This window comes from Streptomyces atratus (assembly GCF_014648655.1).
Lineage (GTDB): Bacteria > Actinomycetota > Actinomycetes > Streptomycetales > Streptomycetaceae > Streptomyces > Streptomyces atratus.
Genome location: NZ_BMRN01000005.1, coordinates 276,168 through 288,236, shown reverse-complemented (window position 1 = coordinate 288,236; position 12,069 = coordinate 276,168). Strand labels below are relative to the sequence as shown.

Here is a 12,069-nt window from a genome sequence, read left to right as displayed (position 1 = left end):
GACGATCCGTGAATGTGCCCGGCGGGGCGTGCGCAAAGTGTCTTCTTCTCCGGCCGCACTCACATGGTCAGGGCGTAGGGATTTTGCCCGCCCGGGACGGACCGCATACGGGATATGCGTCGCCGCCCAGGACACGAAAGCGGAGGACCAGTGCGCCCAAGACCGTTCGGGGCGTGCCGGTGAGACAGGACCCGCGTCTGCTCACCGCCCAGGAACGGTCGGTACATGAAGGCGATCAGCAACAGCAGGCATGGTGGGGCCGACGTCCTGGAGTCCGGCGAATGGCCCGACCCCGAGGTCGGCCCCGACATCGTCCTGGTGAAGGTGCGGGCTGCGGCGATCAACCCGGTTGACCGGAAGGACCAGGAGGGGCGCCTCGCCCCAGGCCCGGTGGCCGTGCCCCCGCTGATCCCGACGCGGGGACGGCCTCGTCGACGCCGCGTTCGGCACCGTCGGAGGCGAGGCGCTCCGGGCCTCCGCCGAAGTGCTGAAGCCCGAGGGTCGGCCGGCCTCCATCGCGGACGGCGAGGTCTTCTCGTACGGCGGCCGCTACGCCTTCGTGCGTCCGGACGCCAAGGACCTGGCCCACCTGGCGGAACCGGCCGGGCAGGGCATCGTCACGGTCCATCCGGACCGGGTCTTCCCGCTGGAACGGGCGGCGGACGCCTCCCGGCTGAACGAGCAGGGGCGCACCCGCGGAAAGATTGTTGTCACCGTCCCCCGGGACACCCCGGACGTCTGACACACCCGGTGCCGGGCCTCAGAACAGCATGGCCGCGGCGAACACCGCGAGCGCGACCGTGCACGCCCCCGCGGTCAGCGCACCGAGCGCCGAGAGCGGCTGCGGCCGCGCGGTCCCCATCCCGAGCACCCGCCGGTGCGCCACGAGCAGGAATCCCAGCCAGGCCAGCGCGCTCAGCGCCACGGCGACGATCCCGGCCGGGCTCGCCCCACTGTGCAGCGCCTGCTTGACCGCCAGCAGCGCCACCACCGTGCAGGACAGGGTCGTGCGCCGCCACGCCAGCCTGGTCCGCTCGGGCTGAAGTCCGGGGTCGCGCCCCTCGGCCGTCACCGGCCCTCCCAGCCGAAGAGGACCACCACCACCATCGCCACGGCGACGACGGCGACCGCGAGACCGAGCAGCGTCGGGAACCGGGAGACCGGCAGGTCCTCGCCGCGCCGCATCGCCCGCTCGCACCGTACCCAGTGATTGATCGCCCGCAGCGCACACAGCACACCGGCCGCGAGCAGCGCGAGCGCCAGTCCCGCGCGGATGCCCCACACCAGCTCAGGGAGGAACTGGTCGACCGCGAAACCACCGCCGATCAGTGCGAGAGCCGTCCGGATCCAGGCGAGGAAGGTGCGCTCGTTGGCGAGCGAGAACCGGTAGTCGGGGGTGTCGCCCTCTTCGCGGATACGCTGCGGCGCGAACCACAGTCGCAGGCTCTGTACGAATTCGATCACGCGTGAACCTTACGACCGGCAATCGAGCCCCGGCTCAGGAGGCTGCCCCGCCCGCCCGGAAGGCTCGCAGCCGGTGGTACGCCTCCAGGCCGTCCGGCACCCACTCCCAGTCGTCGAGCCGCTGCTCCAGCTCCGCATCGGTGAGGAAGGTGTGCCAGGCGACCTCCTCCACCTGCGGGTTCACCGGCAGCTCGCACCGTACCTGGTAGACGTGGCTCCACCAGGAGTGCTCCGCGCTCTCGTAGAGGAACTTGAACAGCGGCTCGGGGCGGGGGAGCCCAAAGACCCCCAGCTCCTCCTCGGCCTCCCGCAGTGCTGCCTCGTCGTACGACTCGCCCGCCCCGACCACCCCGCCGACGAACATGTCGTAGTGGGACGGGAAGACCGGTTTGGCCGGGGTCCTGCGGTGCACGAAGAGCCGGCCCCCGGCATCCCTGGCCTCGATGAAGACGCAGCGATGGCGCAGGCCCCGCGCGGTCGCCTCACCGCGCGGGGCCTGCCCCACGACCACGTCGTGCTCGTCGACGATGTCCAGGATCTCGTCAGAAGGAGTCATGCCCCTCATCCAACATCAGGCCGCTGACAGTGATCACCGGCCCATGACGTACTTGACGGTCGGGCCCGTGGTCCAGCCGCCGTCCACGGCCAGTTCGGCGCCGGTGATGTACGAGGCGGCGTCCGAGAGCAGGAAGGTGACCGCCTCCGCGATCTCCGGGGCCTCGCCGACCCGGCCCATCGGGGTGTTCGGGTAGTTGCCGTCGCCCTGCTGAATGCCGACGGACGCGGTCATCGGCGTGTAGACCATGCCCGGGTGCACGGAGTTCACTCGTATCTTCGCCTCGCCGAGCTCCACCGCGCCGACCTTCGTCAGACCGCGGACCCCCCACTTGGAGGCGCCGTAGCTGGAGGTCAGGGCGAGGCCCATCAGACCGGCGGCCGAGGAGATGTTGACGATCGAACCGCCGCCGTTCTCCTTCATCACCGGGATCACCGTCTTCATGCCGATGAAGACGGCCGTCAGGTTGATGTCGATGACCTTGCGAAAGTGCTCGACCGTCTCGGTCTCCAGCGGCTGACCGGTCGATACGCCGGCGTTGTTGACCAGGCCGTCGATCCGCCCGAACTTGGCGACGGCGAATTCGGCGACGCGCTGCCAGTCCTTCTCGGAGGTCACGTCGTGGTGCATGAAGCGGGCCTGCGCCCCGAGTGCGGCGGCGGTGGCGGCGCCCTCGTCGTCGAGCACATCGGTGATCACCACATGGGCGCCGCCCGCAACGGCGAGGCGGGCGGCCTCGGCGCCGAGTCCCCGGGCGCCGCCGGTGATGATGACGGTCTTGTCGCTGAGCTTGTTCTTGTCGGTCATGACACTGTCTTTCATGTGGTGCGGGTGGTTCACGCGCCGCCCGGCACGGGCGCGTGCAGGAACGCGGTGGTGGTCTCGACGAGATCGGCGAGGAAGAACTCCTCGCCGGTCAGCGGCCGGGTGCCGTCGAGACCCTGGCGGGCGCGGTCGGCCAGCGCCGCGCCGATCAGGGTGAGCGCCAGGTCCAGGCGCTCAAGACGCACGGGCCCGGGCAGTGCGCCCAGGCAGTCCCCGATGCGGCCGATCAGCCGCCCGTAGGCGGTGCCGTCCAGGGCGGGGTGCAATCGGCCGGTCCGCAGTCCGGTCTCATGGCTGAGCTGGGCCGAGATCCGCAGACAGCGGCGGCCCCGGTCGTCGGCGAGCAGGCTCGCCTCGGCCGTCACCAGTGCGGTGAGCAGTTCCCGTACGCCACAGTCCCCGGCCAGCTCGTCGAGCAGCGGCGCGATCACCTGTTCGGTACGGGTCTGGCGGCCTTCCATCACCGCGTCGAGCAGCCCGGCCCGGGAGCCGAAGTGGTATTGGACCGCGGAGGGGTTGCTCTGCCCGGCCAGCCGGACGATGTCTCGCAGCTGGGCGCCGTCCGTGCCCTGCGCGGCGAAGATCTCCTCGGCCGCGCGGATCAGCTTGTCCCTGGTCTCTTGCCCTGACGTTCTCGCCATGAGGACCATTCTAATGCTGGCCATTATTAATGACCAGGGCGGACGGCGCCCTGTGACCGGACAGACGCCGGTCAGTTCGGCTGGAGACTCTTTTCCCGGCGCCCGCTCACGGGCCCCTCCGGCATCGCCGGATGCAGTCCCAGCAGCACGATCCCGACGACGATCGCCACAAGACCTACCGCCTGCCAGGCGAGTGCGCCGGTGTCGGTACGCAGTCGGTCGCCGAGGAAACCGACCCCGCAGGCGATCCCGGCCAGCGGCTGGGATGCGGTCAGCGGCGGCAGCGAGACGCGCAGCGGGCCCGTCTCGAACGCGCTCTGCACCAGGAGCAGACCCGTCACCCCCAGCACCGCCACCGCGTACGGCTGCCACGCCGTCACCAGTGCCGACCAGCCCTCGTCGGACAGCCGCTCGCCGGTGACCCGGGTGAGGGCGTCCTGGAGTCCGTACAGCAGCCCCGCGGCCACCGCGAGCAGCGCCGGGGCGACCCCGGACTCCGAGCGTTTGGCGAAGGCGGTGAGCAGCAGGGCGATTCCCACGACCACGCCGATGACCAGCCAGTGCCGCAGCGGACTGGTCACCGCCTCACCGCCCTGCGGCTGGCCCGCCAGCAGAAAGGCGGCGACTCCGCCCGCCAGCAGCCAGAGCCCGGCCCAGCCCTGCCGGCCGAGCCGCTGCCCCGTGCGATGGCGCGACAGAGCCATCGCGAAGAGCAGATTGGTCGCCAGCAGGGGTTCGACGACGGACACCTCGCCCTCGCCCAGGGCCAGGGCCCCCAGCGCCATGCCGCAGACCATCAGCCCGATCCCGGCCAGCCAGCTCGGCACCCGCATCAGGTCCAGCAGCAGTCGGAAGGAGAGATAGTCGCTCCTCGGGGCGTGCGAAGCGGCGGCCTGCTGCAGGACGAAACCGAATCCCAGACAGCAGGCGGCACTCACGGCGAGCACGAGGACCAGCACCGACACGCTTCTACCTCAAGTCAGGCCAGAAGTGGGTGATTTGTTTCGACGATAGCGCCTGCGCCCTGCGGGTGCGGCCGGAGCGCCGCCGACCGGGCGGTTGACGCCGCGGCGGCCGATGCAGAGGATCTGACGCACGAGTAACTTCCGGCGCCCCGGCCGGACGGTCACCGTGGCCGTGACCGGATCGCCCCGACAAGGATGGAACCCATGGCGTACGACGCTGATGTGATCGTTATCGGGGCGGGGCTCGCGGGTCTGGTGGCCACCGCCGAGCTGGTCGACGCGGGCCGCTCGGTGATCCTGCTCGACCAGGAGCCCGAACAGTCGATCGGCGGGCAGGCGCACTGGTCCTTCGGCGGTCTCTTTCTCGTCGACTCGCCCGAGCAGCGCCGGATGCGGATCAAGGACAGCCATGAGCTGGCCCTCCAGGACTGGCTCGGCACGGCGGGCTTCGACCGCGAGGAGGACCACTGGCCACGGAAGTGGGCCGAGGCGTACGTCGACTTCGCGGCCGGTGAGAAGCGCTCCTGGCTGCACGCCCAGGGGTTGCGGCTCTTCCCCGTCGTCGGCTGGGCGGAGCGCGGCGGCTACGACGCGACCGGCCACGGCAACTCCGTACCCCGCTTCCACATCACCTGGGGCACCGGCCCCGGCGTCGTCGCCCCCTTCGAGCGCAGGGTCCGCGCAGGCGTCGCCAAGGGCCTCGTACAGTTCGGGTTCCGCCACCGGGTCACCGGTCTCGGCCGCACCGCGGGCGCCGTCGACACGGTGAGCGGCGAGATCCTGGAGCCGAGCGCCGCCGCCCGGGGCACCGCGAGCAGCCGGGTGTCGACCGGCACGTTCGAGCTGAAGGCCCAGGCGGTGATCGTCACCTCCGGCGGCATCGGTGGCAATCACGACCTCGTGCGCAAGCAGTGGCCCCCGCGGCTCGGCACCCCGCCCGCGAAGATGCTCTCCGGCGTCCCCGCCCATGTCGACGGACTCATGCTCGGCATCACCGAGGAGGCGGGCGCCCACCACATCAACCGCGACCGGATGTGGCACTACACCGAGGGCATCGAGAACTGGAACCCGATCTGGGCCGAGCACGGCATCCGGATCCTGCCGGGACCGTCCTCGCTCTGGCTGGACGCCCGCGGCAAGCGGCTGCCGGTCCCGCTCTTCCCGGGCTTCGACACCCTCGGCACCCTCGAACACATCATGAAGTCCGGCCACGACCACACCTGGTTCGTCCTCGACCAGAAGATCATCGGCAAGGAGTTCGCGCTCTCCGGCTCCGAGCAGAACCCCGACCTGACCGGAAAGTCGATCCGTGACGTGATCGGCCGGGCCCGCGCGGACGTACCGGCCCCGGTGAAGGCTTTCATGGACCACGGGGTGGACTTCGTGGTCGAGAAGGACCTCGGCGCGCTGGTCCGCGGGATGAACGCGCTCACCGACGAGCCGCTGATCGACGAGGCCGAACTGCGCCGCGAGATCACCGCACGTGACCGCGAGATCGCCAACCCCTTCACCAAGGACCTCCAGATCACCGCGATCCGCGGGGCCCGCACCTATCTCGGGGACAAGCTGATCCGTACGGCTCCGCCGCACCGCATCCTCGACCCCAAGGCCGGCCCGCTGATCGCGGTACGGCTCAACATCCTGACCCGCAAGTCGCTCGGCGGACTGGAGACGGACCTGTCCTCCCGGGTGCTGACCGAGGACGGCACGCCCCTGCCCGGTGTGTACGCGGCGGGGGAGGCGGCAGGCTTCGGCGGCGGCGGGGTGCACGGGTACCGCTCCCTCGAAGGGACCTTCCTCGGCGGCTGCATCTTCTCCGGCCGGGCAGCGGGGAGGGCGGCGGCGCAGGCGACCTCCTAGGCACCCCGGGCGTCCCGCTGTCCCGGCGACCTGGGCCGTCGCCCGCCCCGTTGGGGCCGACGACGGCGACGACCCGGCCGACGGGCAGGGTGAAGGTACAGTCCTTCAGCGCCCAGGCGGCCTTGCGGCGCCGTCGGTAGTGCAGGCCGAGGCCTTCGGCCTCGATGACCGGGTCGGTCATTCGTCCCCCTCGAAGTGTTCCTTCAGTACGGATGTGAAGAGCGCGGCCACGTCCTCCCGCTCCAGCCCCGCCGCCCGCGCCCGCCGTGCCCAGTCGGCGAGTTCGCCGCGCAGGGGCGAGTCGGCGGGGGAGGCGGTGCCGAGGGTGGTGCGGATGAAGGTGCCGAGGCCGCGGCGGGCTTCGACGAGGCCTTCGCGTTCCAGTTCGCGGTAGGCCTTGAGGACCGTGTTGGGATTGATGGCCGTCGCTTCGACGACCTCGCGTGCGGTGGGCAGGCGGTCGCCGGGTTCCAGGAGGCCCATCCGGAGGGCCTGTTTCGTCTGCTGGACGATCTGGAGGTAGGTGGCGACGCCGCTGCGCCGGTCGATGCGGTACTCGAGCACGATCCCTTCCATCACCCTTTCACTAATCAAGTAGTGAAAATCCAAGAACCGGCCCGCTGTCAACCGGCAAGACCCGGACAGCCTTTGTGGGCTGACGGCGCATCAGTAAACGAGCCATGAGCGGGGAGAGGTATGCGTGACGGCTGGTGCACAAGCGCGCACAAGGCGGCGGGGCGGCGGGTCCCGAAGGCCCCGCCGCCCCGCCGCCCCGCAGCAGGAGAGCCACTGTCACTGCACGATGTTGATTCGCCCCGCCGCCGGAGGCGCGATCGGCGCGTCGGCCGAGGAGTGGGCCGCCAGATAGTCGAGCAGGACGTCCAGGTCGGAGGCGCCGACCAGCTTGTTCGTGCCCTCGGTGAAGGCCGCGAAGCCGTCGCCGCCGCCCGCCAGGAACTCGTTCATGGCGACGCGGTACGTCGTGGCCGGGTCGATCGGCTCGCCGTTCAGCTTCACGGACGCGGCCTCGATCCGGTCGGCGCCGGTCTTGGTGAGGTCCAGGGTGTACGTGAAGCCCCCGGACACCTGGAGGATCTTCGGGGACTCCTCGTTGCGGCCGCTGACCTGCTGCTGGAGCGCGGTCACGATCTGCCCACCGGTGAGGTCCTGGACGGTCATCATGTTGGTGAACGGCTGGACGGTGTACACCTCGCCGTACGTCAGGACGCCGTCGCCCTCGCCCCCGTCCGGGCCCTTGTGCACGAAGTCGGAGCGGATGCCGCCCGGGTTCATGAAGGCGATCTGCGCGCCGCCCTTGTCGGCCGGGGCCATGCCCTCCAGCTGGGCGTCGGCGATCAGACTGCCGAGCGGCTTCTCGTACGCCTTCGAGCCGCGGCCCTCGATGTCGGCGGAGATGTGGCCGACCGGGCGGTTGGCGATGGGCGCGGCCAGGGCACCCCACTCCTTGACGAGCCGCTCCATGTCCCTCGCCCGGTCGACGTCACGGGTCACCACATGGTTGGCGGACGTCACGGCCGTACGGACGATGTCCTTCGTCTTCCGGTCGTAGGTCAGCGTCGTGTCGGTGTAGAGCCGCCCGAAGGACGCCGCGGAGGTCACCGTGCGGGGCGTGCCGGACGGGTCGGGGATGGTGCAGGCGTACGCCTGGTGGGTGTGGCCGGTGACCAGCGCGTCGACCTGGGGGTCGATGTTCTTGGCGATGTCGACGATCGGGCCGGAGATGCCGTCGCCGGGGCCGGGGCTGTCGCAGTCGTAGTTGTACGAGTCGGAGGCCGGGAGCCCGCCCTCGTGGATGAGCGCGACGATGGACTTGACGCCCTTGCCCTCCAGCTTCTTGGCGTACTTGTTGATCGTCTCGACCTCGTCGCCGAACTTCAGGCCCTTGATGCCCTCGGCATTGACGATGTTCGCCGTGCCCTTCAGGGTCACGCCGATGAATCCGATCTTGACGCCGTTCTTCTGCCAGATGAAGTACGGGTCGAGAATCGGCTTGCCGGTCTTCTCGCCGGTGACGTTCGCGCCGAGGAACGGGAAGTCGGCGCCCTGGTAGGTGCTGCCCTCTGTCGCGCAGCCGTCCGTCGGGTGGCAGCCGCCGTTCTGGAGGCGGGCGAGCTCGGCCGCGCCCTCGTCGAACTCGTGGTTGCCGACGGAGGTGACGTCGAGCTTGAGCTTGTTGAGCGCCTCGATGGTGGGCTCGTCGTGGAAGAGGCCGGAGATCAGCGGGGAGGCGCCGACCATGTCGCCGGCGGCGGCGGTGATCGAGTACGGGTTGCCCTTGCGGGCGTCCCGCAGGTGGGTGGCCAGGTATTCGATGCCGCCCGCCTTGATGCCCTCGGTGGCGCCGTGCTCGTGGACTTCGCCGGAAGAGCCGGCCGGCGGCTCCAGGTTGCCGTGCAGGTCGTTGAAGGAGAGCAGCTGCACGTCGACGGTACGGCCGATGCCCTTGCCGTACGCCCAGCCGTTGCCGTTGCTCGGCCCGTTACCTTGCGCCGCGCCGGCAGGCATGGCGGCCACGAGAGCACCGGCGGTGGCGAGTCCGGCGGCGGTGGCGAGTATCCGCCGCCCCGCACGCTTCTTGTGACGAGTCTCCGACATCTGTCTCCTTCTTCCCTGCACGCCCGATGGATCCGGCAGTGCCATGTCATGGCGAAAAGAGCGGCAATGCGGGCTTGTTGGCGCCTCATCACCCCGTCCACCCCCGCCCCTCCCCCGGGAAGCTCCGGGCGGTGAGGCCATGGCCGCTGGTCTGCCGAGCGCAGCCTAAGGTCAACGCGCGTAGCGCAACAGACGGGTACGGGTAACGACCTGGTTGCCATCACTCGACGGCGCCCCCAACGACACTCGCTGAACGGCCCACCGTCGTATGACGACTGAAGCTCCCGCAACAGCCATCGAGTCGGGCCGCCGTATCGACATCGTCGACGAGCTCCCCCCGGAGCAGGTCCAGGAGGTCCTTGCCCTGATCGCCTCCGCCGCCGAGACGGACGGCATGTCGGCGGCCGGGACGCCACAGGCCGGGTACTCCTCACCGATGTTCTGCCCCACGACGACCGACGTCGCACACGGCGGTGTCACGACGAGCGCCGCCGCCCGGGCCTCGCGGTGCACGGCGCGATGACGGCCGCCGCGTGGGACGGTTCGGACATGATCGAGCCATGCTGGACGCGGTTCGGGCCGAGGCGATGCTGGGCGGGATCCGCGGCGTGTTCCAGGACGAAGAGGGGCGTCCGCACGGAGTCCGCGGGCTTCTGACGGGCCTTTACGGCGGCTTGCCCCCCGGATCGCGCCGGGGTGGGTCGTCCGCTCGCGTGGGGCTTTCACGCCGCACCCGCCTTGTGCACCGATCGATTACAGCCACCTGAACTGTTGTTACATTGACAAACCGGTCCGTCGGTTTTTTGCTGACGATGTACCGACGGTCGCACGCTCGCTACTGTCGGTCGGCTTCCGTAGAAGGGTGGCAGTCGTGGTGCGCTTCAACTTGCTCGGTCCTCTGGAGGTCCGGGTGCAAGGCCGGCCGGCGAACATCAGGGGAGGACGCCAGCGCATCCTCCTGGTCCTGCTCCTGCTCGGTGAAGGGGCCTCCGTCTCCAAGGACCAACTCATCGGGGAAATATGGGGCGACGATCTACCAGCCCAGGTCGACAACGCCCTGCAGGCCGTCGTCACCCGACTGAGACGGTCGCTGGACGCCTGGTGCGGATCGGGCTTCGCCCGCGAGCGGCTGGTCTCCGAACAGTCGGGATACAGCCTCTGGCTGGACGACCAGACGGTCGACCTCCGGGAGTTCGAGTCGCTGCGCTCCGAGGCGCACGGGCTGATGACCAGTGACCCGGCCCGGTCCGCTGCCGCCCTTGAGGAGGCGCTTGGGCTGTGGCGTGGCCCCGCGCTGGAGGGCGTCGGCGGCGGTGTGCTGTGCGGCAGCGCCGCTGCCCGCCTCGACGAGGAGCGGCTGCTCGCCCTGGAGGACAAGATCGAGCTGGAGCATCGCGGCGGCCGGCACGCCGGCACGGTCGCGGAGCTGCGGCGGCTCACCATGCTGTACCCGCTGCACGAGCGGCTCTCCGAGCAGTTGATGGTGGCTCTGTACCGCTCCGGCCGTCCGGCCGAGGCGCTCGACGTCTACTGGCGGCTGCGGACCGCACTGCGTGGCGAGCTCGGCCTGGATCCGACGCCCACCGTGCAGTCGCGGATGCAGGCGATCCTCCAGCACGACATGGCGGACGTGCTCCCACACGAGAAGGGACGGGGAATCCCGCGCCGGTCCGCAGTGGCGTGACCATACGGGGTTGAGTACGGCGCCGGTGGTGGTGCTCACACGCCGCTCGCCACCCCGGCGTCCTGCTCCGCCCGATGCGCGTCGGCTGCACCCGCTTCCCTGTGACGCCGCAGCAGCGCCAGGGCGAGCAGGCCCGCCGTCAGTACCGGACCCGCGGCCGGGAGCAGCGCCGAGGCGGTACCGGGCACGAGGCCCTGGGCGGACACCGTCGCCCCGGAGACCGCCACCCCGAGGGCGCTGCCCAGCTGGGGGAAGGTGTTGGACACCCCTGAGGCGGTGCCCGCCCGGGCCACCGGTACGGCGCCGAGGAGGGCCACTCGGCAGGCGCCGCGGCCGGCGAGATGCCCGTACCGAGGAGGGCGAGCAGCCACCAGTGGGCGCCGTAACCCTCTGCGGGGCCCAGCCGGGTGAGGCCCAGGAGTGCCGCCCCTGAGCCGAGGGTCCCGGTGACCACCGGGATGCGCGGGCCGGTCCGTACGCCCATGACGGCCGCCGCGCAAGAGGCCGGCACCTCGGCGATGGCGGCGCGATGGACGTAGGAACGAGGCACGGTGCGGGTGAAGCGCTGGGGCGGGACCGCCTGCGTGGGGGACGCCTTCGGGACGGACGTGCCGGGGATGAGGGTGGCGTCGGTCATCGACACGTGGTCACTCCTGCATCAGAGAGGAGCGGATGAGGTGTGTGCCTTGCTTCAGCAGTACGATACCTACCGTCCGGTTTTTAGTTGGTAAAGATCGCAGGCGGGACGCAGGATGACTGTGAAGCGTTGGTGATGTGAGGGGCAAGGGGATCCAAGTGGTCATACAGGAGCGGGCGTTGCGGACGCGCCGGGCGATTCTGGAAGCCGCGTCGATCGTCTTCGAGAAGCGGGGCTTCGTCGCGGCTCCCCTCTCGGAGATCATCGCTGCCTCGGGCGTCACCAAGGGGGCCCTCTACTTCCACTTCTCGTCGAAGGAGGAACTGGCCCGCGGGGTGATCGAGGCGCAGTTCTCGGCCATGGGGCAGCTTCGGCTGCAAGGCTCTCCGCTGCAGCAGGCGATCGACTCCACGCATGCGGTGGCCCACGCGCTGCAGCATGTGCCCCTGGTGCGCGCCGGAGTCCGGCTGGTCATCGAACAGGGGTCGTTCACCGAGCCGGACCCGGAGCCCTATCTGCGTTGGGTCGAGCCGGCGCAGGCCTTCCTGGAGCAGGCTCGTACGGAAGGGGAGCTGTGCCCCGAGGTGGACGTGCTGGCCGTGGCCCAGCTCATCGTCGCGCTCTTCACGGGAACGCAGCTGATGGCCCAGGTGCTCACACAGTGGGAGGACCTGGATGAGCGGATCACTGCCTTCTGGCGGGTGGTGCTGCCGGGGCTGGCCATGCCGGAGGCGCTGCGGCGCCTGAAGCCGGAGGGTGCGGTGAAGTTCCCCGACGGCCCGGAAGTCCCTGGTTCCGCGGGCTGAGGATCGCCCGGCGGA

At 70.4% G+C, this 12,069-nt stretch carries 13 protein-coding genes and 1 pseudogene; 5 read left to right on the top strand and 9 right to left on the bottom strand.

Features of this window, described 5'->3' with window-relative positions; all coding sequences use genetic code 11:
• Positions 1-225 precede the first annotated feature (225 nt).
• Positions 226-742, top strand: a pseudogene (locus IEZ15_RS11395) (zinc-binding dehydrogenase).
• A gap of 18 nt (positions 743-760) precedes the next feature.
• Here IEZ15_RS11395 and IEZ15_RS11390 read toward each other — a convergent pair.
• From IEZ15_RS11390 to IEZ15_RS11365, 6 genes are all read right to left on the bottom strand, one after another.
• Complete coding sequence (locus IEZ15_RS11390) at positions 761-1,072, bottom strand: DUF202 domain-containing protein (RefSeq protein ID WP_189276288.1); 312 nt, start codon at positions 1,070-1,072, stop codon at positions 761-763.
• Positions 1,069-1,464: a YidH family protein gene (locus IEZ15_RS11385; RefSeq protein WP_114243685.1), complete on the bottom strand. Its 396-nt coding sequence runs from the start codon at positions 1,462-1,464 to the stop codon at positions 1,069-1,071. The genes IEZ15_RS11390 and IEZ15_RS11385 overlap by 4 nt, the downstream gene beginning before the upstream one ends.
• A gap of 34 nt (positions 1,465-1,498) precedes the next feature.
• Positions 1,499-2,020, bottom strand: coding sequence for an NUDIX domain-containing protein (locus IEZ15_RS11380; RefSeq protein WP_189276285.1), 522 nt, complete (start codon positions 2,018-2,020; stop codon positions 1,499-1,501).
• Between the two features lie 33 nt (positions 2,021-2,053).
• Positions 2,054-2,827, bottom strand: a complete 774-nt coding sequence (locus IEZ15_RS11375; protein ID WP_189276284.1) for a glucose 1-dehydrogenase — start codon at positions 2,825-2,827, stop codon at positions 2,054-2,056.
• A 29-nt stretch (positions 2,828-2,856) separates the two neighbouring features.
• A complete protein-coding gene (locus tag IEZ15_RS11370) occupies positions 2,857-3,486 on the bottom strand; it encodes a TetR/AcrR family transcriptional regulator (RefSeq protein WP_189276282.1) in 630 nt (209 codons plus the stop codon).
• 71 nt (positions 3,487-3,557) lie between these two features.
• Positions 3,558-4,451 (bottom strand): DMT family transporter, encoded by an 894-nt coding sequence (locus IEZ15_RS11365; protein ID WP_189276280.1) that lies wholly within the window; start codon positions 4,449-4,451, stop codon positions 3,558-3,560.
• Between the two features lie 204 nt (positions 4,452-4,655).
• Between IEZ15_RS11365 and IEZ15_RS11360 the strand changes: the two genes are divergently transcribed.
• A complete protein-coding gene (locus IEZ15_RS11360; RefSeq protein WP_114243681.1) occupies positions 4,656-6,311 on the top strand; it encodes an FAD-binding dehydrogenase in 1,656 nt (551 codons plus the stop codon).
• Positions 6,312-6,488: 177 nt separating this feature from the next.
• Here IEZ15_RS11360 and IEZ15_RS11355 read toward each other — a convergent pair whose 3' ends face one another.
• Positions 6,489-6,887: a GntR family transcriptional regulator gene (locus tag IEZ15_RS11355; protein WP_189276278.1), complete on the bottom strand. Its 399-nt coding sequence runs from the start codon at positions 6,885-6,887 to the stop codon at positions 6,489-6,491.
• Positions 6,888-7,103: 216 nt separating this feature from the next.
• Entirely contained in the window at positions 7,104-8,927 is a 1,824-nt protein-coding gene (locus tag IEZ15_RS11350; RefSeq protein ID WP_189276276.1) for a bifunctional metallophosphatase/5'-nucleotidase, read from the bottom strand.
• Between the two features lie 268 nt (positions 8,928-9,195).
• Here IEZ15_RS11350 and IEZ15_RS11345 point away from each other — a divergent pair, with 268 nt between their 5' ends.
• Together IEZ15_RS11345 and IEZ15_RS11340 are read left to right on the top strand one after the other, a co-directional pair.
• Entirely contained in the window at positions 9,196-9,450 is a 255-nt protein-coding gene (locus IEZ15_RS11345; RefSeq protein WP_189276274.1) for a hypothetical protein, read from the top strand.
• A 348-nt stretch (positions 9,451-9,798) separates the two neighbouring features.
• Entirely contained in the window at positions 9,799-10,611 is an 813-nt protein-coding gene (locus tag IEZ15_RS11340) for an AfsR/SARP family transcriptional regulator (protein WP_189276272.1), read from the top strand.
• Positions 10,612-10,646: 35 nt separating this feature from the next.
• Here the strand turns inward: IEZ15_RS11340 and IEZ15_RS11335 are convergent, their stop codons facing one another.
• A complete protein-coding gene (locus IEZ15_RS11335; protein ID WP_189276270.1) occupies positions 10,647-10,982 on the bottom strand; it encodes a hypothetical protein in 336 nt (111 codons plus the stop codon).
• Between the two features lie 424 nt (positions 10,983-11,406).
• Here IEZ15_RS11335 and IEZ15_RS11330 point away from each other — a divergent pair, with 424 nt between their 5' ends.
• A complete protein-coding gene (locus tag IEZ15_RS11330; protein ID WP_189276268.1) occupies positions 11,407-12,054 on the top strand; it encodes a ScbR family autoregulator-binding transcription factor in 648 nt (215 codons plus the stop codon).
• Positions 12,055-12,069: the final 15 nt, after the last annotated feature.

What these genes read in the sequence shown, in the direction of transcription:
- IEZ15_RS11360 (WP_114243681.1), top strand. Translation starts at nt 4,656, where the DNA reads ATGGCGTACGACGCTGATGTGATCGTTATCGGGGCGGGGCTCGCGGGT.
- IEZ15_RS11345 (WP_189276274.1), top strand. Translation starts at nt 9,196, where the DNA reads ATGACGACTGAAGCTCCCGCAACAGCCATCGAGTCGGGCCGCCGTATC.
- IEZ15_RS11375 (WP_189276284.1), bottom strand. Translation starts at nt 2,827, where the DNA reads ATGACCGACAAGAACAAGCTCAGCGACAAGACCGTCATCATCACCGGC.
- IEZ15_RS11350 (WP_189276276.1), bottom strand. Translation starts at nt 8,927, where the DNA reads ATGTCGGAGACTCGTCACAAGAAGCGTGCGGGGCGGCGGATACTCGCC.
- IEZ15_RS11380 (WP_189276285.1), bottom strand. Translation starts at nt 2,020, where the DNA reads ATGACTCCTTCTGACGAGATCCTGGACATCGTCGACGAGCACGACGTG.
- IEZ15_RS11355 (WP_189276278.1), bottom strand. Translation starts at nt 6,887, where the DNA reads ATGGAAGGGATCGTGCTCGAGTACCGCATCGACCGGCGCAGCGGCGTC.
- IEZ15_RS11370 (WP_189276282.1), bottom strand. Translation starts at nt 3,486, where the DNA reads ATGGCGAGAACGTCAGGGCAAGAGACCAGGGACAAGCTGATCCGCGCG.